This window comes from Paenibacillus woosongensis (assembly GCF_030122845.1).
Taxonomy (GTDB): domain Bacteria; phylum Bacillota; class Bacilli; order Paenibacillales; family Paenibacillaceae; genus Fontibacillus; species Fontibacillus woosongensis_A.
The window spans coordinates 2,711,994-2,738,026 of record NZ_CP126084.1; the positions used below are offsets into that span (position 1 = coordinate 2,711,994).

At 46.1% G+C, this 26,033-nt stretch carries 23 protein-coding genes; 19 read left to right on the top strand and 4 right to left on the bottom strand.

From position 1 onward, the window contains the following. Window positions 1-56 precede the first annotated feature (56 nt). On the top strand, window positions 57-872 hold the full coding sequence (locus tag QNH46_RS12355; protein ID WP_283928424.1) for an undecaprenyl-diphosphate phosphatase: 816 nt from the start codon (window positions 57-59) through the stop codon (window positions 870-872). A gap of 65 nt (window positions 873-937) precedes the next feature. Here QNH46_RS12355 and QNH46_RS12360 read toward each other — a convergent pair whose 3' ends face one another. Continuing rightward, window positions 938-2,587, bottom strand: coding sequence for a catalase (locus QNH46_RS12360; protein ID WP_283924581.1), 1,650 nt, complete (start codon window positions 2,585-2,587; stop codon window positions 938-940). Window positions 2,588-2,862: 275 nt separating this feature from the next. Between QNH46_RS12360 and QNH46_RS12365 the strand changes: the two genes are divergently transcribed. Then, window positions 2,863-3,240, top strand: coding sequence for a hypothetical protein (locus QNH46_RS12365; RefSeq protein WP_283924582.1), 378 nt, complete (start codon window positions 2,863-2,865; stop codon window positions 3,238-3,240). Window positions 3,241-3,283: 43 nt separating this feature from the next. Beyond that, on the top strand, window positions 3,284-4,492 hold the full coding sequence (locus tag QNH46_RS12370) for an MFS transporter (RefSeq protein WP_283928425.1): 1,209 nt from the start codon (window positions 3,284-3,286) through the stop codon (window positions 4,490-4,492). A 55-nt stretch (window positions 4,493-4,547) separates the two neighbouring features. On the opposite strand, the gene QNH46_RS12375 is transcribed toward QNH46_RS12370, so the two are convergent. Next, window positions 4,548-5,222, bottom strand: a complete 675-nt coding sequence (locus QNH46_RS12375; RefSeq protein WP_283924583.1) for an SOS response-associated peptidase — start codon at window positions 5,220-5,222, stop codon at window positions 4,548-4,550. A 153-nt stretch (window positions 5,223-5,375) separates the two neighbouring features. On the opposite strand from QNH46_RS12375, the gene QNH46_RS12380 reads away from it, so the two are divergent. From QNH46_RS12380 to QNH46_RS12405, 6 genes are all read left to right on the top strand, one after another. After that, entirely contained in the window at window positions 5,376-5,897 is a 522-nt protein-coding gene (locus QNH46_RS12380; protein ID WP_283924584.1) for a GNAT family N-acetyltransferase, read from the top strand. A 92-nt stretch (window positions 5,898-5,989) separates the two neighbouring features. Further along, complete coding sequence (locus tag QNH46_RS12385) at window positions 5,990-7,270, top strand: MFS transporter (protein ID WP_283924585.1); 1,281 nt, start codon at window positions 5,990-5,992, stop codon at window positions 7,268-7,270. A 214-nt stretch (window positions 7,271-7,484) separates the two neighbouring features. Then, entirely contained in the window at window positions 7,485-9,869 is a 2,385-nt protein-coding gene (locus tag QNH46_RS12390) for a glycoside hydrolase family 16 protein (RefSeq protein ID WP_283924586.1), read from the top strand. A gap of 212 nt (window positions 9,870-10,081) precedes the next feature. Beyond that, window positions 10,082-10,564, top strand: coding sequence for a DUF2975 domain-containing protein (locus QNH46_RS12395; RefSeq protein ID WP_283924587.1), 483 nt, complete (start codon window positions 10,082-10,084; stop codon window positions 10,562-10,564). Window positions 10,565-10,574: 10 nt separating this feature from the next. Next, entirely contained in the window at window positions 10,575-10,790 is a 216-nt protein-coding gene (locus tag QNH46_RS12400; protein ID WP_283924588.1) for a helix-turn-helix domain-containing protein, read from the top strand. Window positions 10,791-11,255: 465 nt separating this feature from the next. Continuing rightward, window positions 11,256-11,597 carry a hypothetical protein gene (locus tag QNH46_RS12405; RefSeq protein ID WP_347342914.1) on the top strand — a complete coding sequence of 114 codons (342 nt, stop codon included), beginning with the start codon at window positions 11,256-11,258 and terminating at the stop codon, window positions 11,595-11,597. Between the two features lie 238 nt (window positions 11,598-11,835). Here the strand turns inward: QNH46_RS12405 and QNH46_RS12410 are convergent, their stop codons facing one another. Then, entirely contained in the window at window positions 11,836-13,317 is a 1,482-nt protein-coding gene (locus QNH46_RS12410; protein ID WP_283924589.1) for an amidase, read from the bottom strand. Window positions 13,318-13,584: 267 nt separating this feature from the next. On the opposite strand from QNH46_RS12410, the gene QNH46_RS12415 reads away from it, so the two are divergent. From QNH46_RS12415 to QNH46_RS12450, 8 genes are all read left to right on the top strand, one after another. Then, window positions 13,585-13,689 carry a DUF6254 family protein gene (locus QNH46_RS12415; RefSeq protein ID WP_283924590.1) on the top strand — a complete coding sequence of 35 codons (105 nt, stop codon included), beginning with the start codon at window positions 13,585-13,587 and terminating at the stop codon, window positions 13,687-13,689. 96 nt (window positions 13,690-13,785) lie between these two features. Further along, window positions 13,786-14,979, top strand: a complete 1,194-nt coding sequence (locus tag QNH46_RS12420) for a macrolide family glycosyltransferase (protein ID WP_283924591.1) — start codon at window positions 13,786-13,788, stop codon at window positions 14,977-14,979. 125 nt (window positions 14,980-15,104) lie between these two features. After that, window positions 15,105-15,434, top strand: coding sequence for an ArsR/SmtB family transcription factor (locus QNH46_RS12425; RefSeq protein WP_283924592.1), 330 nt, complete (start codon window positions 15,105-15,107; stop codon window positions 15,432-15,434). Beyond that, window positions 15,431-15,829, top strand: coding sequence for an SRPBCC family protein (locus QNH46_RS12430; protein WP_283924593.1), 399 nt, complete (start codon window positions 15,431-15,433; stop codon window positions 15,827-15,829). Before QNH46_RS12425 ends, QNH46_RS12430 begins: the two co-directional genes overlap by 4 nt. Window positions 15,830-15,963: 134 nt before the next feature. Further along, entirely contained in the window at window positions 15,964-18,219 is a 2,256-nt protein-coding gene (locus QNH46_RS12435; protein ID WP_283924594.1) for an ATP-binding cassette domain-containing protein, read from the top strand. A 185-nt stretch (window positions 18,220-18,404) separates the two neighbouring features. Further along, a complete protein-coding gene (locus tag QNH46_RS12440) occupies window positions 18,405-18,788 on the top strand; it encodes a VOC family protein (protein WP_283924595.1) in 384 nt (127 codons plus the stop codon). A 225-nt stretch (window positions 18,789-19,013) separates the two neighbouring features. Next, window positions 19,014-19,478, top strand: coding sequence for a DUF8821 family protein (locus tag QNH46_RS12445; RefSeq protein WP_283924596.1), 465 nt, complete (start codon window positions 19,014-19,016; stop codon window positions 19,476-19,478). Between the two features lie 356 nt (window positions 19,479-19,834). Further along, window positions 19,835-20,218 (top strand): VOC family protein, encoded by a 384-nt coding sequence (locus tag QNH46_RS12450; RefSeq protein ID WP_283924597.1) that lies wholly within the window; start codon window positions 19,835-19,837, stop codon window positions 20,216-20,218. A gap of 237 nt (window positions 20,219-20,455) precedes the next feature. Here the strand turns inward: QNH46_RS12450 and pdxR are convergent, their stop codons facing one another. Continuing rightward, window positions 20,456-21,868 carry a MocR-like pyridoxine biosynthesis transcription factor PdxR gene (gene pdxR, locus QNH46_RS12455; protein WP_283924598.1) on the bottom strand — a complete coding sequence of 471 codons (1,413 nt, stop codon included), beginning with the start codon at window positions 21,866-21,868 and terminating at the stop codon, window positions 20,456-20,458. Window positions 21,869-21,981: 113 nt separating this feature from the next. Here pdxR and QNH46_RS12460 point away from each other — a divergent pair, with 113 nt between their 5' ends. Together QNH46_RS12460 and ppsA are read left to right on the top strand one after the other, a co-directional pair. Further along, the gene (locus QNH46_RS12460) at window positions 21,982-22,983 is read left to right on the top strand and encodes an aldo/keto reductase (protein WP_283924599.1); all 1,002 of its coding nucleotides are present in this window, start codon (window positions 21,982-21,984) and stop codon (window positions 22,981-22,983) included. Between the two features lie 376 nt (window positions 22,984-23,359). Beyond that, window positions 23,360-25,978: a phosphoenolpyruvate synthase gene (ppsA, locus tag QNH46_RS12465; protein ID WP_283924600.1), complete on the top strand. Its 2,619-nt coding sequence runs from the start codon at window positions 23,360-23,362 to the stop codon at window positions 25,976-25,978. Window positions 25,979-26,033 lie beyond the last annotated feature (55 nt).

Here is a 26,033-nt window from a genome sequence, read left to right on the forward strand (position 1 = left end):
ATAAGAAGAGAAGGCACGTGGAGCAAGACACTTACAGTAATGAACATGGAGGATTTATGGGAGAGACAGATATTTTATTGATTTTAAAAATGATAGTGATTGGGCTTGTTCAAGGCTTTACAGAACCCATTCCAGTTTCGTCTAGCGGACATGTGATGATTGCGAGTGAGATATTAGGGTTAGGCGAGCAAGGGTTCACATTTGCGATTTTAACGAACACCGCTTCGTTGCTTGCCGTATTGTGGATCTATCGCGAGGATATCCTTCGATTAATTCAAAATTCATTCGCCTATCTGAAAACCAAGGATACACGCTACAAAAGCGATTTCCGATTTGTGCTGTATATCATTATAGGTACGATTCCAGCAGGTGTTCTTGGGGTCGTCTTAAAGGACTTTATTGCAGACAGTGTAAGTATGACGACGATTGCAATTATGTTATTTGTTACAGGCATCGCCTTATTTTTAATCCGTAATATGAAGGGCACTAAAAACGAGGCGGATATGACGCTGAAGGATGCCATTTTGGTTGGATTGGGCCAGGCCGTCGCACTTACACCAGGCATTAGCCGGTCAGGCGCCACGATCATTTCAGCCATTGCTCGGGGGATTAAACAAGATACTGCACTACGCTTTGCCTTTATGCTATATATTCCAGTAAGTCTTGGCGGCGTTGTGCTAGGATTCTCCGATTTTATGAATGAACCTAATAAAGGCGAACTGGCCATTCCATACATTGCGGCCTTTATGGCGACACTGTTCATGACCTACTTTGCGATGAAATGGTTTATGGGAATTATGAAGAGAGGCAAGCTCATATACTTCACCTATTATTGCTTTTTAGTTGGCATTTTACTGCTTATTTTCTATTAATCAGAGATGGGAGAAAAAGGCTGCAGCGACCGTGGATCACGGTTCTGCAGCCTTTTCTAACGTCATTAATATGGATCGGCTTCGTGGCTTTTCTCTACAGCCTCTTTGGTGGCTTCGTTCGCAGCTAATGAGCCATGGCCATATTTTGATTGTCCTGCTTCCCGGCCAGGGAGCTGATTGTCCTTCTTCATTTCCTGCATTTCTTTCATGACCCTGCCGATCCCTTCCTTCACGCGGCGGCCATAGTCTTCATCCGCTTGTGTGAAGTGATGGATCATCGCCTCTTGAATTCGTTTGTCGCATACCGCAAGCGCTTCGGACAGGTTCTTGATCAGCTCCTCGCGCTCCCAATCTTCAAATGAGCGGTACGTATCGCCCGCTTGCCCATAATTATTGGGACGATCTATCGGCGCGCTCATGGCTGCCGCATTATACATCGGACGATGCTGCGGACGAGTCTCCTGTCCGGCTTCCTGATAACCGCCAATCATGGAAGGCTCGTAATTAATATGCGGATTTTCTCCAGACTCCTTCGGGTCACGGATATCCATTTGGCCGCGGTGCTGATTTGTCCGCACAGCTGTTTTTGGCGCGTTCACGGGCAGCTTTAAATAGTTCGCGCCTACGCGGTAGCGCTGCGTATCGGAGTATGAGAAAGTACGTCCCTGCAGCATTTTATCGTCGGAGAAATCCATCCCATCGACTAGCACCCCTGTACCAAAGGCGGCTTGCTCGATCTCCGCATGAAAATCGACGGGATTCCGGTCCAGAACCATGCGGCCGAGCGGCAGCCATGGAAATTGATCTTCCGGCCACAGCTTCGTATCATCGAGTGGATCAAAATCCAGCTCCGGATGATAACTATCCTCCATGATCTGCACAAATAGCTCCCACTCTGGGTAATCTCCGCGCTCAATCGCTTCATATAGATCCTGCGTCGCATGTCCGACGTTTTTCGCCTGGATGGCGTTGGCGTCTTCTTGCGTCAAATTACGGATTCCTTGCTTCGGCTCCCAATGATACTTCACCAGTACGGCTTCGCCTTTGTCATTAACCCATTTGTAAGTATTCACGCCTGAACCCTGCATATGGCGGTATGTTGCCGGAATGCCCCAGGGTGAGAACAGGAAGGTAATCATATGAGTTGCTTCCGGGGAGCGGGAGACGAAGTCAAACATGCGCTGGGGATGCGGTACATTCGAAGCGGGATCCGCTTTAAAAGCATGAATCATATCAGGAAACTTCATCGCGTCACGAATGAAGAATATCTTCAGATTGTTGCCAACCAGATCCCAGTTGCCGTCCTCGGTATACATTTTCACAGCGAAGCCCCGAGGATCTCTTGCGGTTTCCGGTGAATCCTTTGCTCCTGCTACGGTGGAGAAGCGAACCATGAGCGGGGTTCTTTTTCCGGCGCCAGAGAAGACCTTTGCTCGGGTATATTTCTCGACGGGTTCATCTCCCACTTTTCCGTAGGTTTCAAAATATCCGAATGCGCCCGTCCCGCGGGCATGTACTACACGCTCCGGTACCTCTTCACGGTCAAAATGAGAAATCTTCTCGATAAAATGATAATTCTCAAGTGTTGCTGGACCGCGGTCACCAATCGTGCGAATATTTTGGTTATCTTTCACCGGATGCCCTTGGCGAGTTGTCAATGTCTCACGCGTCACGTCTTGTTCGTGAGGGATCTTCTTATCACTATTCTCTCCCAAATGAAACCCTCCTTTTAGTGGTTAATCTCATCTTATCCAATAGCTGAAAAGCATATTCAATAGAACGATATGGACGGAATTTTTAATATAGAGGCTGCAATTGACGAATTAAGATAGGGGAGGTATACTCCAATGCGCAGGCCATTGGGATCGGTGTGCCTGGGGTAGCCCATTGCAGCATAATCGGTGTTTGTGATGTTCCTGATCTTGCCGGCAAATCTTTGGGCCCATACCTGGAAGAGAAATATACCCTTCCAGTGATTGTTGAAAACGATATGAATATGATAGGCCAAATTCTATCCGGTAACACGAAGTTCGCTGGAGAGGCTTCTTTTTTGCCTTTCGGAATCTCACGAGAGGAGCAGCTGCTGCAATTGCAAACGGATGAAGGCTTTGTCCGGCTGGCGGTTCAAACACTCACCTCGATCATTGCATTAATTAACCCGGTGTCCATAGCGATAACAGGGGATCTGCCCCGTGAGGCGCAGCTGATAAAAATATATGAGGGTTGTGTGGAATATATCCCCAAAGAGCACATGCCTAAGCTTTTTGTTAAAAACGACACGAACGAAGAATACATGAAAGGCATGGTCACGGAGACGTTGGAAAGCCGCGCCTATCACCTGCGGGTCATTAAAAAAAATAATGGATAAGGAGCATTAAAAAGTGGGGAAACGGTCAGGGAATATCAACAAAATGTACGTCATGCAGCTGGCTACCATCTTTATAGGGTTTGTCATATTCGGATTCTCGGAAAACATCAAAGGTCCTGCCATTCCGCGAATTCAACTGGACTTTATGCTAAGCGAATCGCAGCTGGGGACTTTGTTATCCCTAAATGCGCTTGGTTATTTAATCGCTTGTTCTTTTACGGCCTATCTAACAAAGTTATGGGGAATAAAACGGGTAACGATCATTGCTTTTGCGTCGATGGCTGCCTCGGGTATATTCATCTTCTTCTCGCAGCACTATTCCCTGTTCTCGGCATCCTATTTCCTAATGTATATTGGAAACGGGATGCTGGAAATCGGGCTGGCTATTCTGGGTGCCCGCATCTTTGTAAAAAATACGGGAACGATGATGAATTTAAGCCATGGCTTTTATGGCCTTAGTTCGACAGTTGCACCGCTCATTGCAACGGGGTTGATGGAGGTTACGATCAACGGTTATACGCTGGACTGGCGAGGCATGTATCTGGTTATGCTGCTATTGTCCGTCATCCCGATTGGATTTGCCTTGTTCAGCACTTTTCCTGGGGATGACATCGAGCATGAAGAACGCTTATCTCTAAAAACATTGCTTAAGGACCCCGTTTTATGGCTGATGGTCCTCGTGTTAACCTTTGGCGTCGTATCGGAATTGGCCGTTGGAGGGTGGCTCGTTAACTTTCTGGAAAAAGCATATGGCTGGAGCACGGTATCCGCTTCAGGCATGTTATCGGCATTTTTCCTATGCTTTGCGCTAGCGCGGCTTTTGCTTGGCCCGTTAACCGACAAAATCGGCTTTACTTTATCATTAGTTGTATTCTCAGGTTTCTCGGCCGTATGTACATTTGCAGCGATCTTTGGCGGAGAGAACTTAGCATATTTATTTGCAGCTGCAGGTATTGGCATTGCCATGATCTATCCGACAGTTATGGCTTTTATCGCCAGAAGATACCCGAAGGGCAGTGATACTGCAATTACGTTTACCGTTACTCTGATGGGAGTAGGTAGCGTCATCGGCAACTATCTCATTGGAGGAGTTATCGAAATTACAAAGGCCATGTTCGGGGCCGAAACGTATATTGGCCTGTTCCGGGGGCTTCAGGCCGGCTATGGCGTTATAGGCTTATGTGCAGCGTTAAGTTCGATTTCGGGAATCATATTATATGCTTATTTATATAAGCGGAAAGAAATCATATAAAGGCAGTAATAGGCAGTATAGTTTTTAAAATAATTCAACGGTCCGGGCGCGGGAATCAGCGCTTGATCCACGCCCGGTTCAAATCCATTTCCCGAATGCATTCATCGGTGTCATGCCTGTTGTTCTCGATCTGAGGCGTTACTGCATAAGCATGCATTTCATCCGCTGAATGGGGCGTTAAAATCGGATCGAGGGCATCAAGGTCGTTGGTCTGCTCATCGAGCCACCGGGCCATATTCACCGGAGAAAGTATGGCTGGCATGCGGCTCTCAAATTCTCCAATGAGCGGGTTGGCGTCTGTCATAACCAGCGTGCAGGTACGTAGCGGTTCCCCGCGGGCATCCCGCCAAATTTCGTATAACCCGGCGACTCCAAACATACTGCGGTTCTTCATGACGACCCGCACTGCGTACGATCTCTTTCCTTGCTGTTTCCAATAATACATTCCATTGCACGGAATGACGCAACGCTGCTTGTCTACTATTTTGCGATAGGACGGATTCTGATGCACGTTTCTAAGATCCGCATTAATCGCATCTTTTCCCCAGTAAGGAATGAATCCCCAACGAAATTCATCCAGAATTCGCTCCCCGTTGTGTTGCAGGACGACTGGAATATTCTGCGTCGGTCTGATATTATAACGGTTTCTATAGTAATACATCACTCGTTCTATCTGAAAATGCTCTTGAACCTCCGGCAGCTCGGCTGCCATTGAAAAACGTTGACACATGAAAGATCAGCCTCCTCATAACCGTAGTGTTTGGTTAGTTGAGGAAAGTTATTCATGCTTTCGGCGAGATCTGAATGAAGTGTGAAATGATAACTGGATAGAAGGGAGTATAATATAGATATAAGAACAACCTAGATAAGGGAGAATTTGATCATGAACGACAAACAGTTTGAACATATTTTCGCGCTGATGAAAACCTCATTTCCAACAAGTGAACGAAGAAGTTACGCCGGACAGAAGGAATTGCTGACCGATCCGCATTACCGTCTCATTACGGAAACAAACAGCAATAACCAAGGGATCGCGTTTATGGCAGTATGGGAATTTCCTTCGTTCCGGTTCATCGAACATATTGCTGTTGATCCAAACACGCGTGGGAGCGGTATAGGCGGTAAAATCATGGCGTCATATATGAACGAGTCATCCAAGCCCATCCTGTTGGAGGTGGAATATCCTGACACTGACATTGCCCAGCGGAGAATAGGCTTCTATGAGCGCTTAGGGTTCCGGCTCAATCCTTTTGATTATGTGCAGCCGCCTCTTCAGAAAGGGGAGACATATTTACCGCTGAAGATCATGAGCTATCCTCAAATTCTCACAAATGAAGAGTTTACTCAGCGAAAAGAAATCTTGTATACAAACGTGTATAAGGTTACTGAGCTGCTGAGTCAATGATGATTCAGTAGAATATTTAAAATACAGTGCTGGCTAAAATATGAATTGGTGATAAAGTCAAATATTCAAGTCGATAGTAAGGGGTTGGAATAATGCTACAAACCGAAGATAACAGGAAAGATCATTGGAAGAGGAATATCATCCTCTTTTTAAGCAGCCAGACCATCTCGCTATTCGGCTCGTCTTTAGTACAATATGCCATTATGTGGTACATTACGCTGACCACACAATCGGGGATCATGATGACGCTCTATATTCTTTGCGGATTTATTCCGACGTTCCTGCTATCGCCGTTTGCTGGTGTTTGGGCGGACCGCTTCCATCGAAAATCACTTATCATGCTAGCGGATGCTATGATCGCTGCGGTTACGCTGGTTCTGGCCATCATGTTCTTGCTTGGCTATCAAGCAACATGGCTGTTGTTTATCATCGCAGCGGTGCGCGCGCTCGGGGCTGGCATTCAGACCCCCGCGGTGGGAGCGATATTGCCGCAAATCGTGCCGCAAGACAAGCTAACGAAAGTAAACGGCATCAATGGAAGCCTTCAAGCGCTCACCATGTTCATCTCGCCTATTGTCAGCGCGGCTTTGCTCACGATGGCATCGATTGAAGCGATTTTTTTCATCGACGTCATTACAGCGGCAATGGCTATATTCACATTGCTCGTCTTCCTAAAAATTCCGATACATCAGAAGGCATCTGAAGGGCAAATGACAGGCTACCTGAACGATTTCAAACAGGGCTTGCGATATATTGAACAGCACCCCTTTTTGAAATCATTTTTTATTTTTTTCGCCTTTTTCTTCGTACTCATGGCCCCCGCTGCCTTTTTGACTCCGCTGCAGGTTACGCGCAGCTTCGGAGAAGATGTATGGCGCTTGACTGCCATCGAAATTGCGTTTTCCGTGGGTATGATGGCCGGAGGGGGAATTATTGCCTCATGGGGCGGCTTCAAAAATAAAGTGTACACCATGGCTATTGCCAGCTTCGTGATGGCATTGTCCACATTTGCACTCGGCATTGTGCCAGTTTTCTGGATGTACTTAGCCATTATGGCGGTATTCGGAGTAGCGCTGCCTATCTTTAATACACCAACGACCGTTATGCTGCAGGAGAAGGTGGATGAAAATTATTTGGGCCGGATCTTCGGCGTCTTTGGGATGATCTCTACATCCATGATGCCCATTGGGATGTTGATCTTCGGACCGCTTGCCGATGTAGTGAATATAGAATGGCTATTAATTGGAACTGGACTGCTTATGCTCGTGCTGACTGTTTTCTTCTCTCGCAATAAACGATTGGTGGAAGCAGGCTTGCCGTTGGGGGAAAGTTCCATTCCCAATGAGGCGCATCTGAATAAAGATACTGTATAGGGATACAGAGGAGAACCGCTTATGAACTCCTCTTTTTTATCATTTTGGGCGAAGCAAAAATAAAATCAATGATCCGAAATATTGGGACACAATCCCAAATATGGCATCTATTCATCGGGTTCGGAATTCGATAGAATTAAGACGCTCTCTGCTGTAAGCGTTTTCTAACAAGGCTTAGGCCGGGTGCATCTACTACGAATAAGGGAGTGTATTTATGAAGGAATCTCATGCTACGGAAAGGCGGTTTTTGCTGAAGGGATGGAGCTTGTTCTTAGTGGTACTCATGCTTGCTAGTGGTGCCCTATGGCCAACTTCGAAAGCACAGGCCGCGGAAACTGCGGTTACCTCTATGGATTACTTTTCACCAGCAGACGGACCCGTCATCTCCAAATCAGGGGTTGGACAAGCCAGCTACGGATTTGTCATGCCTATTTTCAACGGAGGCTCCGCCACTTGGAATGATGTAGCCCATGACGTAGGCGTCAATGTGAAGGTAGGCGGCAACTGGGTAGATATTGATAGTGTCAGCAGCTTTGTCTACAACCAGAACTGGGGACACTGGAGTGATGGCGGTTTCACCGGCTACTGGTTCACTCTTTCTTCAACAACCGAGGTTCAGCTGTACTCCAAAGCCAATGGCGTTACACTGGAATACACGCTGGTGTTTCAGAACATTAACAAAACCACGATTACAGCGATGACGCCTACCCAAGGGCCGGAAATTACAGCAAGCTTTACGGGTGGAGCCGGCTTCACCTATCCTACATTCAATAACGATCCGGCCGTAACGTATGAAGCTGTAGCGGATGATCTGAAGGTGTATGTGAAGCCTGTAAACAGCAGCACATGGATCGATATCGACAATAATGCCGCGAGCGGCTGGATCTATGATCGAAACTTTGGTCAATTTACCGAAGGTGGCGGCGGCTACTGGTTTAACGTGACGGAGTCAATCAACGTCAAATTGGAATCGAAGTCCTCTTTAGTTAACGTTGTATATACGATCAACTTTAACGAAGCCGTAAGGAATTCATATGTCATTACCCCTTATGAGGGAACGACATTTACGGCAGACACGAGCGGTGCGATTGGCATCCCGCTGCCTAAGATTGACGGAGGCGCGCCAATTGGCACGGAGCTTGATAATTTTGTATACGAGATTAACATCAACGGGCAATGGGTTAACTTGGGAGATTCGGGCCAAAGTGGATTTTCATATTCCGCCAACGGCTACAACAATATGTCCGACAAGAATCAATGGGGCTACTGGTCTGATTACATTTATGGATTATGGTTTCAGCCTATCCAGGAAGATATGCAAATCCGTATCGGCTATCCATTAAACGGACAAAAGGGCGGCAGCATCGGCAATAATTATGTGCACTACACATTTATCGGCAATCCGAATGCTCCTCGTCCGGATGTAAGCGACCATGAGGATATTGCCATCGGAACGCCAAGCGATCCAGCGATAGCGGGCATGGATCTAATCTGGCAGGATGAATTTAATGGAACTGCGCTGGATCCGAGCAAATGGAACTACGAATTGGGCTATTATCTCAATGATGACCCTGGTACATGGGGTTGGGGCAATGCGGAGCTGCAGCACTATACCGATAGTCCGCAAAACGTATTCGTACAGGACGGTAAGCTGAACCTCCGGGCTCTGCACGATTCCAAATCTTTCCCGCAAGATCCAAACCGGTTTGCGCAATACTCATCCGGCAAAGTTAACACGAAGGATCATTTTAACCTTCAATATGGCCGAGTCGACTTCCGCGCCAAACTGCCTACAGGCAATGGTGTGTGGCCGGCATTGTGGATGCTCCCGCAAGACAGCCCTTACGGGACATGGGCAGCATCTGGCGAAATCGATGTCATGGAAGCGAGAGGGCGTTTGCCTGGCATGTCGACCGGCGCCGTACACTTTGGCGGAACATGGCCGGCGAACCGGCATATTTCAGGCGAATATAACTTCCCAGAAGGCCAAACCATCGACAATGATTTTCATGTCTATTCCGTCGTTTGGGAAGAGGACAACATTAAATGGTATGTGGATGGCAAGTTCTTCTTTAAAGTGACTAATGAACAGTGGTATTCGCTAGCTGCACCGAACAATCCGAACGCTCCATTCGACCAGCCTTTCTATCTCATTATGAATCTGGCGATCGGCGGAAGCTTTGATGGCGGCATTACGCCGAATCCGTCCGATATTCCTGCTACGATGCAGGTCGATTATGTGCGGGTCTATAAGGAAAACGGTGCTGGGAATCCTGGAAGTGGAAACGGAAATGTGCCGAATCCATCCACGACTATCATTATCGGTGATGAGGTGCGGGGGTTAAAGAAAACAGGCGATAACTTGCAGTTCTATGTTCATGGAGCAACTTTTGCCGATCTGCATTATAAGGTTAATAACGGCGGGCAGATGAACGTAGCGATGAATTCAACGGGAAACGGTAATTATACTTATCCTCTAAATAACCTGCAGCATGGGGATACCGTGGAGTACTTCTTCACCTATAACCCGGGGCAAGGGGCTTTGGATACCCCTTGGTTCACTTATATCCATGGCGTGACCCAAGGAACACCGGAGTAAACCGGGTAGCAACTTCACATGAACTCATGAGAGTATAATCCTATTGTTTCTAACAGGCGAGCAAGAAAGTCGTAAGACTTCCTGCTCGCCTGTTTTTGCTTGGCTAATTGCATGAAAACAATAATTAAATAATAATAAACAATAATGTTTTATTGTAAAACGATAAATGATGTGATAAAGTCAAATGGAACTATACAAGTGAGGTGCTTTCTATGAAACAAGCTTCGACGCTCTTTTTAAAGAGCGCAATTATTATTATTGGATTTCCGATTCTTGCCTTGTGCATATTTTTAGTGCCAGAGATCGCGAATTTCGCAGCAGAATTGTCCCCAGAGATTACTTATATGAAATATCTCGTATTTATCGATTTGTATGCCGCTGCGATTCCATTTTATTTTGCTCTGTATCAAGCTTTTAAACTTTTAAACTGTATTGACAAGAACATAGCTTTCTCGGAATTATCTGTACGGTCATTAAAGAAGATCAAATACTGTGCAATTACAATCAGCAGCTTGTTTGTGGTAGGCATGCCACTTTTCTATCTTATGGCGGAGCGAGACGATGCCCCAGGGATCATAGTCATTGGAATGGTCTTCATTTTCTGCTCCATGGTGATTGCCGTTTTTGCTGCAGTTCTTCAAAGGCTGTTACAAGAAGCTATCGATATAAAATCAGAGAATGACTTAGTAGTCTGAGGTGAACAACATGGCCATTATTATCAATATTGATGTGATGCTGGCTAAAAGAAAAATGAGTGTTACAGAACTTTCTGAGAAAGTTGGAATTACGATGGCTAACTTGTCCATATTGAAAAATGGAAAGGCAAAAGCGATTCGTTTATCCACTTTAGAGGCAATATGTAAAGCTTTAGAATGTCAGCCTGGAGATATTCTGGAATACAGAATGGACGAGGACACTTAAGGATGAAATGGCGCAAAGGTAAGCCTGTTTCTGTAAGAAGTAGATTATTTAGCTTGCTAAATTAGTAAGCTAAGCTCTCAGCGCGCGGTCGCCGGCGTTACATGACGGTGGTCAACCACATGGGTGGAAAGGATTGTTTGACGTTCTTAGGTATAGTACAAGGTGCATGGCTGGCTTTTTTGCTGAACAAATGACCACGGTCGAGCTGGCAGGGACAAGCGTTTGTCGTATTAAAGCGGTTTTTTGTATTTGAATTAATGCGAGGGGGGAAGAGATGAGCACGTTTAGCAGAAGAGGATAATCTGAGAAGACGTGGACTTTTAAGAAAAGGATTGAGCCACGGTACGGTCACACTTTTGCGTTCAATATGGTTTCCTGTGATTGGCAACTTGAACGATCTTCATCCTGAGTATGAAGTCCGGGATTTTAATAATCGCTACCGTTATCTTGATCTAGCCTATATGCATGAAGCAATCGATGCTGGTGCTTGATGATTGGTCGTTTTTGCCGATAGCCTACTTGTCCATTCGTGACGACCCCGGGATGTGCAAGCAGTTGGTACTATCTTTCGTCGGGAAATTTGTATCGATAGATGTAAAGTTAGGTTTGAACTGGGCAGAAAAAGAAACGCTACGGTATGCACGCAGATGGATGCGCGTATTCGAAACTCGCGAGCTAGCCGCTCATCTGGCTCTGTCTGAGAATCGCACAAGAGTTATTCTTCGTTCTCTTGTGGCCAAGAACTTGCTCGCTGTGGCTAGCGGAAATTTGAGATACCGCACTTATCGTTTAAGCAAGAATTTCTAACGGTTGCCACAGTCGTTAATCCGACGAAAATGAGAGCTTAGGAACTCTAACGGTTGTAATCTGCGTTATTCATGCGAATATCGTCGCAACAATACAAAAAAAGCTAGAATAGCCGCGTATACAACCGTTAGAATCTCAAATAGTGAATCATCCGCGAAATAACAGCGATAGCAACCGTTAGATAGTGTGAACCGTCATACGGCAAAAGTTAGGTAACATCAACCGTCAAGCGTTATCGTTAGAATATTGATGTTCTGATCCATAACGGAGAACTTTCTAAAAGATGGGCAAGGGAGAACAAATCATGTTCCCGGCCCTTGGAAGACATGATTTGCACGCCTAAAGGCAATCCTGTCTCGGTGAGATATATAGGAACGCTCATAGCCGGTGTCCCCGTCAGGTTAGCCAACTGAGTAAACGGTGTATAGGTCAGACTTGGCTCAAACATTTCGTAAATCAGTTCCTGCTGCTTATCTTGTGAAAGGTCGCTTACAGTGAGCAGATGTTGGATTTGCTCCGGGCCTGGTGTTAATTCACCGACACGAGGGGCCGGGAAGGCCGTCGCTGGCGTAATATAAAAGTCGTACCGATCCCAAATCGTATTCATTTGGGCAGCAGCTGTGTCCCAATCCGCAAGGCTGAGCGCATATTCAGCGGCGGACAGCTTGCGTCCAGCTTCAAGCAGCACCCATCCTTCAATTTCGATATCTTCTGATGTAATCGATCTTCCGAGTGAGCGCTCAATGTTTAGCACCATGGCAGCCATTTCGCCGCTGTTCATCGCGTAGTAATTTTCCATAAGCTGCACACCTTTGACGGGACTTAATTTCTCTTCGATAAAATGCCCCTCTGCTGCTAGAAATTTGACTAATCGAAGCACGGCTTGTTTGGCTTCCTCACTAACCTCCGTACCTGCAGGAGAATCTGTAGTGTAGGCAATACGATAGGTTCTGTCTTTCGCAGGGTACATATCATCCAGATATTTTCCCGGGTACAAGGGGACCTGAAATGCAGCTTCGTTCTGTAGGACTTGGAGCACATCAAGCAGCGCTGCGCTGTCTCGAACTGTCCTAGATACAGCAAAATCGATCGAGGCGCCTTGCCACTGTCTGCCTACGCCAGGGCCTACCGGAGTCCGGCCGCGTGTTGGCTTAAGTCCAAATAGGCCGCTGAATGATGCCGGGATACGGATGGATCCGCCACCATCGCTTGCGCCTGCCAGCGGAACCATACCGGATGCGACAGCAGCTGCGGAGCCTCCGCTGGAACCTCCTGGTGAATGGAGAGGATTCCAAGGATTGCGTGTTGGACCATACAATTGCGGTTCTGTAATATTTTTCAGTCCGAACTCGGGGGTGTTGGTATGCCCAAGGGGAATAAAACCAGCTTGGCGGATCTTGGCGACAAAATGGGAATCCGACTTTGCTTTATAATGCCGGAACAGCCTGGAGCCAGAGGTTAGGGGTTCACCGCCGATGGATTGGGAAATATCTTTAAGCAAAATAGGTACGCCCGCAAACGGCTGTTCGCCGATGCTGACTTGTCCAGCTTCATGTATAGCTGCTTCATACCGTGTATGCACGACTGCATTAAGTTCAGGATTACGCTGATTGATTTGTTCAATGGCAGCATGTACGAGCTCCGCAGGCGAAACTTCCTTATTTCGAACCAACTGAGCGAGCCCTACAGCGTCATAGGATGCATAAGGGAATACAGACATTTTATAAACTCCTTTCTGAGACTCCTAATTGGAGGAGCTTTACGTATCACTGTTGATCCATCGACCGTAGTCCTGTTTATTATAGTATATTATGGGCAGCTCTTGCTTCATCTGTTGTAAGGCTGCTTCATGAAATATTTGATTCGGATGGACAATAACAGGAAAGTTCTTTTGTACATTGTTAGCCATTTCGTGCATGAACAGAGCCCTGGAATGACAACATAAGGAAGTGGTATACATCTCATTTTCCAGAGGGGGAAATTTGTTATGACTCACCAGAAGAGAAGGAAAGAAGCTGCCTGGAAGTCGCGAAAGCAAGATCGCCGTCCTCATGGTAAAATCAAATCGTTCAAGGAGTTGTCCAACGATTAGTACGAGAGTATGCTTCATGTAACAGAAAGACTGCCTAAGCACCCGGCAGTCTTTTATAATTTATAGAGAGAGCAGAATTTCTAAGGAGCGATAATCATGGCGCGTATTTTGTTTATTAATGGCGGATCAGAGGGACATATCAATCCAACGCTTGGAGTTGTCGAGGAGCTTGTTTCGCGCGGAGAAGAGGTGGTGTACTTTTGTATAGAAGCATTTCGGGAACGAGTGGAGAAGACCGGGGCTGCGGTACGAACCTTTAACGGCCAAAAGCTGATCAAAGCCTTTATCTCAGGGGGGAGAGATTATTTGCTTGAAAGAGTCAACGGTCTTTTACTTACAGCAGATATCGTTATACCAAGCGTTCTTGAGCAGATCAAAGGAGAGCATTACGACTATATCATCCATGATTCCATGTTTGGCTGCGGACGATTGCTGGCTCAAATGCTTAAGCTTCCTGCTATCAACTCTTGTACTTCATTTGCACAGACCAAAGAGTCATTCGATCATTCCATGGAACAGTTTTTCAAAAATGTCCCTGCAGAAATAGTTAAACCTATAAACGATAAATTTCAAAGCCTGACGGAAATGATTATGGAAAAATATGAGGTGGATATCTCTTCTCCTTACGAGGTGTTCTGTAATCCTGCGCCGCTTACCATCGTTTATACAATAAAGGAGTTTCAGCCTTACGGAGAAGCATTCGATCAAACTTATAAATTCGTCGGCCCATCTATCTCGTCACGTTTAACCCAAGAAGACTTCGATTTTGCGGCATTCCAAGGGAATAATCCCATTTACATTTCATTGGGTACAGTCTTTAACCAGGCCGCTAAATTCTATAAGCTTTGTTTTGAGGCATTAGGGAACACGGAATACACGATTGTCATGTCTGTTGGGAATAATACCCCAATATCTGATTTAGGGGAAATTCCCGAGAACTTCATCGTCAAAAATTATGTTCCACAAACCGATGTACTGCAGCACGCTAAATTATTCATTACACATGGCGGAATGAATAGCGCGCATGAAGGTCTGTATTACGGGGTACCGTTAATTGTAATCCCGCAAAGCGCGGATCAGCCGGTTATAGCGAAACAGGTCGCACATATCGGGGCAGGCATACAATTACAGATGCAAAGCTTGACTGCAAATCAACTGCGTGAAGCCGTAGATCATGTACTTAGCTCCTCATTCGTGGAAGCTGCTGCAGATATAAGGGAATCCTTCCGAAAATCAGGCGGTTATCGTCAAGCTGTTGATGAGATCTTTCAATTTATAAATCATTGTTGACATGACACCAAACGGTGGCATATAATCAAAGCGACACCAAATGGTGTCTAATTAAGTGTTAGTCTTATGAAGAGGTTGTGAAATCTGCGGCTATCTCTTGGTAATAATATGTAGGAGAGGGTGTCGTGAGCGAGAATAACCAGTTGCGGGATGTGTTCGCTGCAATTGCAGATCCAACAAGGCGCCGATTGATTCAATTGTTGGCTGAAGCCGACGAAGTACCGCTCCATGAATTAACGGCACACTTTCAAATGGGCCGGACAGCGGTATCGAAACATTTGACGATGCTTAAGGAGGCCGGGCTGGTACTTGATCGAAAAGTCGGCAGAGAAACACGATTTCGGCTGAACGCTTTTCCGTTAAAAGAGGTACAAGACTGGGTGGCTTTCTACAGTAAGTACTGGAGTACAAATATGATGCGCCTGAAACAACTATTAGAGGAGGAAGATGAATGAGTTTATCATTATCTATGGATTTTCAGTTCAACACAACAATGGAGAAGCTTTGGTCCGCCATTACCGATTCCAACAAGCTTGCCCAGTGGATTGCGGACAATGATTTTAAGGCAGAGGTAGGATATCGCTTTCAATTTCGCCATCAACCGTCCGAGTGGTGGGATGGAATCGTTGATGGTGTAGTGCTGAGCGTCGACGAACCAAACCGGTTATCCTATGAATGGGTTACCGGACAAGAGAAGCACACAGTCACCTTGACACTGCAGGATTTAGGGGACGGGAAGGTGAACCTTCATCTTGAACAAACCGGATTCTCGAATACGCAAGGGCTTGAAGGTGCTAAGTACGGCTGGAGCAGCTGGGTCGTTAAGCTTGAAAAGGTATTGGAACAATAGGAGACCGCTTGAACAGAACCACATAAGCCGGCTGCAAGACGATGCAGCCGGTTTTATGTCTGCTTTGGAGGATCTAATCCTATCATCTGAGCAAATTTGCTATAGAAATGAAGATGACAGAAGGGATGTTGGCCATGAGTCAAATGAATCAGGAATATATCGTCATCTCGGCTGCACGGGAAAACAACCTCAAGAACATATCCTTGAGAATTCCCAAGCGGAAGATCACGATATTCACCGGGGTATCCGGATCAGGCAAGTCATCGATCGTCTTTGATACGATAGCCGCAGAATCCTCGCGTTTGCTGAACGAGAATTTCAGCATGTTCGTACGCACGTTCCTGCCTAAATATCCGCAGCCGGATGCGGACGCCATCGAGAACCTGAGCATGGCGGTTATCGTGGATCAGAAGCGGCTGGGCGGCGGCTCCCATTCTACGATGGGCACAATTACCGATATTTCTCCTATTCTCCGCCTTCTTTTTTCACGAGTAGGTCAGCCCCATATCGGTGGAGCGAACATGTTCTCATTTAACGATCCGCAGGGCATGTGTCCCGAATGCAGCGGAATTGGTCGCAGTATGTGCGTTGACATGAGCAAGGCGGTAGATATGTCCAAGTCGCTCCAGGAAGGGGCAATCATGCTTCCGGGTTATGGGGTTGACAGTTTTGATTGGACGATGCTTGTGCACTCGGGGCCATTCGATCCCGGCAAGAAGCTGAGTAATTATGGGGAAGAAGAGTTGGAGCAGCTTCTCTACGGCAAGGCGAGGAAAGTAGCAACGCAATTCGGCGGCAAGACAATGAATATTACAGTTGAGGGCGTCATCGAGAAGTTCACCAACAAATACATCAAGCAGGATCTGAAAACGAAGTCCGAACGCACGCAAAAAACCGTTGCGCCTTACATTTCCGAGGGCCCCTGCTCCAGCTGCCACGGTGCGAGACTCAGTCAGGCTGCACTTGGCTGCAGGATCCATGGACACAACATTGCAGAGCTTTCATCCATGGAGGTAGGTCAGCTCATCAGCGTCATTCGGCAGATTGACGATGCGTCGGCCGCGCCGATGGTCAAGTCGCTGACGGAGCGGCTGCAGCATCTGGTGGACATTGGACTCGACTACTTGACACTGGATCGGGAGACGGATACTTTATCTGGTGGCGAATCGCAGCGGGTCAAGATGGTGAAGCATCTGAGCGGGAGTCTGGTTGATGTCACATATATTTTCGATGAACCCAGCGTTGGCCTTCACCCCCGTGATGTACACCGGCTAAATGAATTGCTTCAGAAGCTGCGCGACAAGGGCAATACCGTGCTCGTCGTCGAGCATGATCCCGATGTCATCAAGGTGGCAGATCATATCGTCGATGTCGGGCCCCATGCCGGGAGCCGCGGGGGTAACATCGTGTATGAAGGAAGTTACTCAGGTTTGCTGGAGTCAGGCACATTGACAGGTACTCATATGAAACGGCCGATACAGCTAAAGAGTGAGTGCAGACAGCCGTCCGGCAAGCTATCCATCCATGGCGCCAAGCTGCATAATCTGCAGAACGTGAGCGTAGATATTCCAACCGGTGTATTGACCGTAGTGACGGGTGTAGCTGGGTCAGGCAAGAGTACCCTAATTAACGACGTATTCCTCAGCCAGCATCCGGATGCGATTGTCATCGACCAGTCGGCGGTAGGCGTGTCGACACGCTCGAATCCTGCGACCTATACGGGCATACTGGATGATGTGCGCAAAGCGTTTGCTTCTGCGAACAAAGTGAGCCCAAGCTTGTTCAGCTTCAACTCCAAAGGGGCTTGCGAAAACTGCCAAGGGCTCGGCGTTGTGTATATGGACCTTTCGTTCCTCGAAAGTGTGAAGCTGCCATGCGAAATATGCGGAGGGAAACGATTTAAGGAAGAGGTACTCGCATACAAGCTGAACGGTAAGTCGATCGCAGAAGTGCTGGAGATGACGGTGGAGCAAGCCTTGGAATTTTTCCAGCTAAAAGAGGTAGTACGCAAGCTTCAGGCGATGAACGACGTAGGTCTGAACTATATCACACTTGGCCAACCGCTTAGCACGCTCTCGGGCGGGGAATGCCAGCGCATTAAGCTGGCAAGCGAGCTGCATAAGAAGGGCAGCATCTATGTAATGGACGAGCCAACAACCGGCCTGCATATGTCGGATATCGGCCACCTTTTGGGGATCATGAACCGCCTTGTCGATGCCGGCAATACGGTGATTGTGATTGAGCACAACCTTGAGGTGATCAGCCAAGCCGATTGGATGATCGATATGGGACCGGATGGAGGGAGCAAGGGCGGCCAGGTCGTGTTCGAGGGCCTGCCTTCGCAGATCATCCATGCGGAGCAATCGATTACAGGAAAATACTTGATGTAAACAGGACCAGCAGCTTTTTGCTTTGTTGCTGGCGGGATCTCTAAACATACGCGACTCTTTGCGGATATCCTGACAGAAGGCGTTGTCAAACTTACGTTTACGAGAAACCGAGGAAGCATCTTGTTGTAAGCTTAGGCTTAGTTCAGAGTATAGGGCAACATAAGTATCAAGGAGGCAACAATAGTATGAAAATCATTGTTACCAGTATATTCGTTCAAGATCAAGACAAGGCGCTGGAGTTTTATTCAGAAAAGCTTGGCTTTTTAAAAAAGGTGGACGTTCCTGTCGGAGAATTTAGGTGGATAACGCTTGCTTCTCCCGATGATCAAAACGGGACCGAACTTTTGTTGGAACCGAATCATCATCCTGCCGCAAAAGAGTATCAACAGAAGATATTCGCGGAGGGCATCCCAGCAACCATGTTTGGCGTTGCAGATATTCACCAAGAGTATCAGCGATTAATGGAAAAAGGTGTGGAATTTACAATGGAGCCGACGCAGGCGGGGGAAGTCACCATAGCTGTCTTCGATGATACATGCGGCAACCTTATTCAGATCGTACAGAAGTAACATGTAACCCTGATTCTTCTGCGGAGTGTAGAACAGTCAGGGTTTTAATTTACAGAAAACCTCTACATGCCATAAAACAGGTAAATCAATTATCCATTGACGCGACACCAAATGATATCTAATCATGGTTACTCCACTTGAAAATTTGGAAATAATGATGAAGTGCAAAACATTGAGTCACATGATTCTGCGGTTTTTAAACAAGTGATGTGAGGAGAGACGGAAATGTCCTATATTGTTGATTTTAAAGATGTGTCCACGGTTGGTTTAGAGTCTTCACCTGTAGCAGAAGCGCTGGCGGGTTTACGCGCTAATGAAGCCCGCTACTTTATGAACAAATACAAGCATGAATTTACGGTTATACCCGCCAGCGAAAGCCAGGAGACCTTGGATTATGTGAATCGGATTTTAAAAGAAGAACGCGATATTGAGTTTTCGAGCAAACCTTTAGAAACGTCGCGTTTTCAAGTGGAAAATATTAAAATAGCCTACATCTTTTATGAGGATGGACTTTCGGTCAACGTTATGTATACGGTAGATGACCCTAAGAAGCGTGCTGTTGGTTTTAAGCTTTCTGAGGGGATGGAGGTGCCTAAGGAGCTAGCAGAGAAGTTTAAGTTTGCTAGGCAGAAGTCTAAACTAGCGGGAACAATCCGGGGCTCGTTTTTTGTCATCAAAGGAGAGTATTAAGTCACTGTTAGACAACTCCAACGATACATGGGGAACACATTCTCTTCCGACTCGTAGGGTTCTGGAATTCAAGCAGGGGCTATCTTCCCCGATGGTTAGAGTGTATAAATTAGAACATTTCCGTTAATCGATTTAACTGGAAACAGATACGAGGACCTACAAGAGATCCTCATGTTTATTCATGACTTAGGATGGAAAACGGAAGAAAGATTCGTATCCTACGAATTCTAACAAAGTGGAAAATCAATGCTTAGACTCTATAAACACGACAAAGAGTTCTCATAATGATCGGGATTTAGCAGCATAATAAAATGAAGTAACCCCATAGATTATTCTATATGAGGAGTGTATCGATCATGATTAATAGAATTGGCCAAGTAATGTTGTATGTGAGTAACCAAGACGAAGCCAGAGAATTTTGGACAGAAAAACTAGGGTTCGAGGTCATTTCGGAAGAAACGAACGGTCCGATGAGGTGGATCGAAGTTGCTCCAAAGGGTGCAGCAACGAGCATTGTACTACATAATAAAGAGGCTGTTGCCCAAATGAATCCTGAAATGAATTTGGGAACACCATCTTTAATGTATTTTACGGAAAATCTCGATCAATTATATCGTGATTTGACGAAGAAAAATGTCACAGTGGGGGACATTGTAGAACTTCCGGCTGGAAGAGTCTTTAACTTCGCAGATGATGAAGATAATTATTTTGCTGTCATGGAAACAAGAAAGAAAAAATGAATAAACAAGCGGCAGTCTAGGACTTCATTTTCCAGCCGAAGACTGTCGCTTATTTTTTGGAATCAGTCTAAGCGTCAATTTCAACACTTCAGAGTAGGGAGATGATCTGTTTGATTTTTCGTATACAATCGTTAAAACATGCGCCAAATGGTGATTTGTATACGATTTTTCATACACAATTACAGGATTCAATCGTTCCCGTTCCATACCGTTCAGTCGACTAGACCGATATTCGAATTATTTTTTGAAGCTTTTCAAAAAACGATGAATCCTCCATAGGCCTTCCGTAATTTCCTCTTCCGTCAAATTTCCATACCCCAAAACAACTTTACCCTGGTGTTTTCCTATACTACTTGCATAATCATCGAAAGTACTCAGGCGAACGCCGAACGATTCTATCTGTTGCCAATCGATCTCCCCATAGAGATCTGGCCGAAATACGATTTGCGCATGCATCCCGGTTTCATCTCCTAATATTTTGGCGTCATCGCCGAAGATACGGTGGCATTGTTCTACCAGCAGGATGCGTTTCTTTTTATAAATAGCTTTCATTTTCAGGATATGCCGGTCATAATGACCATCCTCAATGAACCGGGTCAATACCGACTGTGTAATGCCCGAAGCGGTTAGATTCAGTTCCATTTTCGTTTGCAGGATACGTTGTATCAATTCAGGTGGAACGATAAGATATCCGATCCGCAGTGCAGGTGATAAGGTTTTGCTGAACGTACTAGCATAGATGACTCGCGTGGGAGCTAATATCTGAAGGGGCGGAATCGGATTTCCTTTATGGCGGAACTCGCTATTGTAGTCGTCTTCCAACAAATAATGCCCTGCTGTTTCTGCCAGTCTCACGGCATGCTGCCTTCGCTGTATTGAAAGGATACTGCCGGTCGGATATTGGTGAGAAGGTGTAAGTATGATTAAACCTCCTGACTCCGATACAGGAATGCGGTCGATGATCATCCCTTGATGATCGACGTCGACATGATGAATGTTATATTTCCATTTCTGAAAAATATCCGCGACAAATCCGATCGTTGGATCTTCGACATAAACGGTTCGAAGCAGGTCTGAGAAGGATGCCGCAAGCAGCAGAAAAGCCTCGGAAGTACCCGAAGTTACAATGATCTGATCGCTGCTGCAGCGTATTCCCTTTACTCGGTATACATATTGAGATATCGTTTCCCTCAATTCTATCTTGCCTTGCACGTCACTGTAATCAAATACGGTGTCTGGATCGTTATTCGTAATATCCCGTACATATTTACTCCAAAGCCTGCGCGGAAAATGGATAAGATCGGGTGAGCCTGCATCGAAGTCGATCCAATTTTCTTTCTTTTTAGTTGCCGGGACACGAGAAGTTTGGGAGATCTGGGAGGAGGGAAGAGATCGCAGCGGCCGAGACTGAATGCCGTCAGAAATATAAGTGCCCGATCCAACGCGTGTCGTTAAGTAGCCTTCGGCCGTCAACTGCTCATATACCTCGACCATAATGTTCCGGGCAATACGCAGCTCTTGGGCAGCCTGACGCGTAGGCGGTAGACGGAGACCGGGAGCGAGGGCTCCGGTTTCAATATTTTCGCGTAAAAAGCTGCATAACTGTTTGGTAAACGATCCGCCATCCGTTGTAGGGATGAAGCCGAACAATTCTCTACACCTCCAAATTGGTTCTTCGAAATCACTCGTTTTTGGTTCTATAAATTACCAATATGGTCTATTATACTGAATATGAATTTATCGTCAAAGGAGGAATTGAACCATTGTTTAAGAGAAAACTTGGAAAGTCAGGTCTGGACGTGAGCGCTCTTGGAATGGGCTGTTGGGCGATCGGCGGGCCTTGGCATGATGCGTTAACGGGTGAACCTTACGGATGGGGAAAGGTTGATGACCGTGAATCAATTGCAGCCATTAACTACGCAATCGATTACGGGATTAATTTCATTGATACATCCGACAATTATGGGGCCGGACACAGTGAAGAAGTAATCGGACAAGCGTTGCAAGGAAGGCGAGATCGAATGATCATTGCCACCAAATTCGGTAATGTTACAAATGAGCAGACCAAAGAAGCTTTAGGGCAAAACGCAAGTGCTGAATATATCAGATTGGCTTGCGAAGCTTCACTGCGAAGACTGAACACCGACTATATCGATCTGTATCAATTCCATATCGGGGATTACCCCGAACATCTGGCCCAAGAAGTGAAGGGGGTGCTTGAGGAACTTGTTCAGGAAGGCAAAATCCGTTATTTCGGGTGGTCAACCGACTTGCCTAGCCGAGCCGAAATATTCGCACAAAGCCCATATTGTACGGCGATTCAACACGAGTTAAATTTATTTCGCAACAATACGGATATGCTGAACTTATGCGAAAAGTATCAACTGTCGAGCATCAATCGGGGACCGCTTGCCATGGGACTACTGACCGGGAAGTATTCGGGGGAAGTAACGGTGGTAGATCCTAAAGATATTCGGCGCAGAAACGACTTGGACTGGTTGAAATACTTTAAAGATGGAGTTCCATCCCCGGTGATGACCCACCAGCTGCAAGCGATCCGGGATATTTTGACTTCAAAGGGCCGTACGCTGACCCAAGGAGCCCTTGCGTGGCTTTGGGCAAAAAGCGATACGACGCTTCCTATACCAGGCTTCCGCACGGTACAACAGGTAACTGAGAATGCGGAAGCAATGAGATTCGGACCGTTAACGCCGGCGGAAATGGCGCAAATCAGCCAGTTGATGACCGATACGGCAAGTTCATAGTAGGGATAGTACCAGAATCGCTATCACCAAGTGCAAGCGTATCGGTTATTTTGGATATTTATTAATAACCTCGTTATATTCGTTTTGTGCTTCGGTGATTGCGAGCTTTGAATATACCAGCCGAGAGAGATTCATTGGCTCGGCTCAAATATAGTTAAGTGACGACAGTTAATAATCGTGAAAGTCAAAAAAGAACCTGGATATTCACCAGGTTCTTTATTATTGCACACGAACAGAAACGGTGATATAATCAGATCACCGCTGTCAGAATACAGAAAAAGGCATAATTAACTTATCTTGCACTTTAACTTTATCATGCCGGTAAACTGTTGTCAAATGATTTTTTTCTCAATCCAATGGTTAGGGGAGATGTTGAATGAGTTCTTTCGTACTCGGCTTCCAGGAAATCCAAAAAAAACAGCTTAGACTTGTTGGCGGAAAAGGTTTGAATTTAGGTGCATTATCAAAAATGGATGGAATACATGTCCCCGAAGGATTTTGTGTGACCACAGTTGGTTATCAAAAAGCCATCGAGCAAAATGTTACGCACCACGCCTTATTGGATCAACTAACCATGCTAAACGTAGAAGACCGAGAGCAGATTGCTGACATCAGCAGGAAGATCAGGCAAATCATTTTGCAAGTAGAAATTCCTTCCGATGTGGTGGAAGCGGTGACGGAATATCTCTCCCAGCTTGGCGAGGAGCATGCTTATGCCGTGCGTTCTAGTGCGACTGCTGAAGATTTGCCGCATGCCTCTTTTGCAGGCCAACAAGATACTTATTTAAATATCAGCGGTACAGAAGCTATTCTGTGGCATATCCGCAAATGCTGGGCTTCCCTGTTTACGGATCGCGCGGTTATCTACCGTATGCAAAATGGATTCGACCACCGTCAAGTTTATTTGTCTGTTATCGTTCAAAGGATGGTTTTTCCGCAAGCTTCAGGGATTTTATTTACCGCTGATCCGATGACTTCAAACCGAAAGGTGCTATCCATTGATGCAAGTTACGGACTTGGAGAGGCACTGGTTTCTGGCTTGGTGTCCGCCGACTGTTATAAAATTCAAGAAGGGCAAATCGTCAACAAGAGGATAGCAACCAAAACATTGGCGATCTATGGCCGAAAAGAAGGAGGAACCGAGACTCGGCAGCTCGAACCTGATCAACAAAAGACTCAAACCCTTACTGAACAGCAAATTTTACAACTAGCACGCATCGGGAGGCAGATCGAAGCTTATTTCGGCCGGCCGCAAGATATCGAATGGTGTTTGGCCGATAATATATTTTATATTGTTCAGAGTCGGCCAATCACGACGTTATACCCGATCCCTGAAGCGAATGATCAAGAAAATCATGTCTATGTATCTGTCGGTCATCAGCAAATGATGACGGACCCCATGAAACCATTGGGACTTTCTTTCTACCTGTTAACGACTCCGGCACCTATGCGTAAAGCTGGCGGTAGGTTGTTTGTTGATGTGACACCTATGCTGGCTTCGCCTGACAGTAGGGCAACGATATTAAATACCCTGGGACAGTCCGATCCGCTCATTAAAGACGCGCTTCTGACCATCGTAGAGCGAGGGAGTTTTATAAAACTGCTACCAGATGTAAAAAATGAACCAAGTTCCAGTCAAAGCAATAAAGATACATTGCTTCCGGGTGTTCAGGAATCAACCGAATTCGATCCCTCGATCGTTTCTGATTTGATAAAGCGGAATCAAGCTTCAGTCGAAGAGTTGAAACAAAACATCCAAACGAAATCTGGAGTGGATTTGTTCGATTATATCCTCGAAGATATCCAACAATTAAAAAAGATGTTATTTGACCCGCAAAGTACAGCCGTGATTATGACTGCTATGGGGGCTTCTACATGGATCAATGAACATATGTACGAGTGGTTGGGTGAAAAAAACGCAGCTGATACGCTTTCTCAATCTGTATCGGGCAATATTACATCTGAAATGGGCCTGGCGTTGTTGGATGTCGCTGATGCGATCCGTCCTTATCCGGAAGTCATTGAATATTTGCAGCATGTCAAAGAGGATGACTTTGAAGAAGAACTGCTCAAGTTGGAAGGGGGGCAGGAAACCAAAGACGCGATCGATGCTTATTTGGTCAAATACGGCATGCGATGTGTCGGAGAAATCGATATCACCAGAACCCGTTGGAGCGAAAAACCAATCGCACTTGTCCCGTTGATTCTGAGCAACATCAAAAACGTTGAGCCTCAAGAAAGCCAGCGGAAATTTGAACAAGGACGGCAGGAGGCTTTGGCAAAGGAACAAGAGTTATTGAATCGACTGAAGCAGTTACCAGATGGCGAGCAAAAAGTGATCGAAACCAAACGGAAAATCGACCTCATCCGGAATTTCAGCGGGTATAGGGAATATCCCAAATACGGCATGGTAAATCGTTACTTTGTCTATAAGCAGGCTTTGCTGAAAGAAGCCGAACGACTCGTTCAAGCGGGCGTTATTCATACCAAAGAAGATATTTACTACCTCACTTTTGAAGAACTCCGCGAGGCCGTGAGCAGCAATAAGCTGGATAACCAGATCATCAGCAAACGAAAAGAGGAGTACAACATATTTGCAAAGCTTACTCCACCACGTGTTATTACGTCTGATGGTGAAGTCATTGCAGGGGAGTATAAACGAGAAAATCTCCCAGCCGAAGCTATTGCCGGTCTAGCTGTTTCTTCCGGAGTGATCGAAGGGCGAGCACGTGTCATTATAAACATGGAGGATGTGGATTTAGAGGAGGGAGATATACTCGTCACCGCCTTTACAGACCCTAGCTGGACCCCTTTGTTTGTATGCATAAAAGGCCTAGTCACCGAAGTGGGGGGATTGATGACACATGGAGCCGTTATCGCGCGTGAATATGGCCTGCCCGCCGTTGTCGGAGTGGACAATGCCACCAATCTGATCAAAGACGGGCAGCGAATTCGCGTGCATGGGACAGAAGGGTATATTGAAATATTGGAATGACCAAAAGAATGAGCAAGATTCACATGAGTTATCGGTGAATCTTGCTCATTCTTGT

Bases quoted from the DNA above. Each gene is read 5' to 3' on its own strand.
- QNH46_RS12355 (WP_283928424.1), top strand. From the start codon at position 57: ATGGGAGAGACAGATATTTTATTGATTTTAAAAATGATAGTGATTGGG.
- QNH46_RS12365 (WP_283924582.1), top strand. From the start codon at position 2,863: ATGAATATGATAGGCCAAATTCTATCCGGTAACACGAAGTTCGCTGGA.
- QNH46_RS12370 (WP_283928425.1), top strand. From the start codon at position 3,284: ATGTACGTCATGCAGCTGGCTACCATCTTTATAGGGTTTGTCATATTC.
- QNH46_RS12375 (WP_283924583.1), bottom strand. From the start codon at position 5,222: ATGTGTCAACGTTTTTCAATGGCAGCCGAGCTGCCGGAGGTTCAAGAG.
- QNH46_RS12380 (WP_283924584.1), top strand. From the start codon at position 5,376: ATGAACGACAAACAGTTTGAACATATTTTCGCGCTGATGAAAACCTCA.
- QNH46_RS12385 (WP_283924585.1), top strand. From the start codon at position 5,990: ATGCTACAAACCGAAGATAACAGGAAAGATCATTGGAAGAGGAATATC.
- QNH46_RS12390 (WP_283924586.1), top strand. From the start codon at position 7,485: ATGAAGGAATCTCATGCTACGGAAAGGCGGTTTTTGCTGAAGGGATGG.
- QNH46_RS12395 (WP_283924587.1), top strand. From the start codon at position 10,082: ATGAAACAAGCTTCGACGCTCTTTTTAAAGAGCGCAATTATTATTATT.
- QNH46_RS12400 (WP_283924588.1), top strand. From the start codon at position 10,575: ATGGCCATTATTATCAATATTGATGTGATGCTGGCTAAAAGAAAAATG.
- QNH46_RS12405 (WP_347342914.1), top strand. From the start codon at position 11,256: ATGAAGCAATCGATGCTGGTGCTTGATGATTGGTCGTTTTTGCCGATA.
- QNH46_RS12410 (WP_283924589.1), bottom strand. From the start codon at position 13,317: ATGTCTGTATTCCCTTATGCATCCTATGACGCTGTAGGGCTCGCTCAG.
- QNH46_RS12415 (WP_283924590.1), top strand. From the start codon at position 13,585: ATGACTCACCAGAAGAGAAGGAAAGAAGCTGCCTGGAAGTCGCGAAAG.
- QNH46_RS12420 (WP_283924591.1), top strand. From the start codon at position 13,786: ATGGCGCGTATTTTGTTTATTAATGGCGGATCAGAGGGACATATCAAT.
- QNH46_RS12430 (WP_283924593.1), top strand. From the start codon at position 15,431: ATGAGTTTATCATTATCTATGGATTTTCAGTTCAACACAACAATGGAG.
- QNH46_RS12435 (WP_283924594.1), top strand. From the start codon at position 15,964: ATGAGTCAAATGAATCAGGAATATATCGTCATCTCGGCTGCACGGGAA.
- QNH46_RS12440 (WP_283924595.1), top strand. From the start codon at position 18,405: ATGAAAATCATTGTTACCAGTATATTCGTTCAAGATCAAGACAAGGCG.
- QNH46_RS12445 (WP_283924596.1), top strand. From the start codon at position 19,014: ATGTCCTATATTGTTGATTTTAAAGATGTGTCCACGGTTGGTTTAGAG.
- QNH46_RS12450 (WP_283924597.1), top strand. From the start codon at position 19,835: ATGATTAATAGAATTGGCCAAGTAATGTTGTATGTGAGTAACCAAGAC.
- ppsA (WP_283924600.1), top strand. From the start codon at position 23,360: ATGAGTTCTTTCGTACTCGGCTTCCAGGAAATCCAAAAAAAACAGCTT.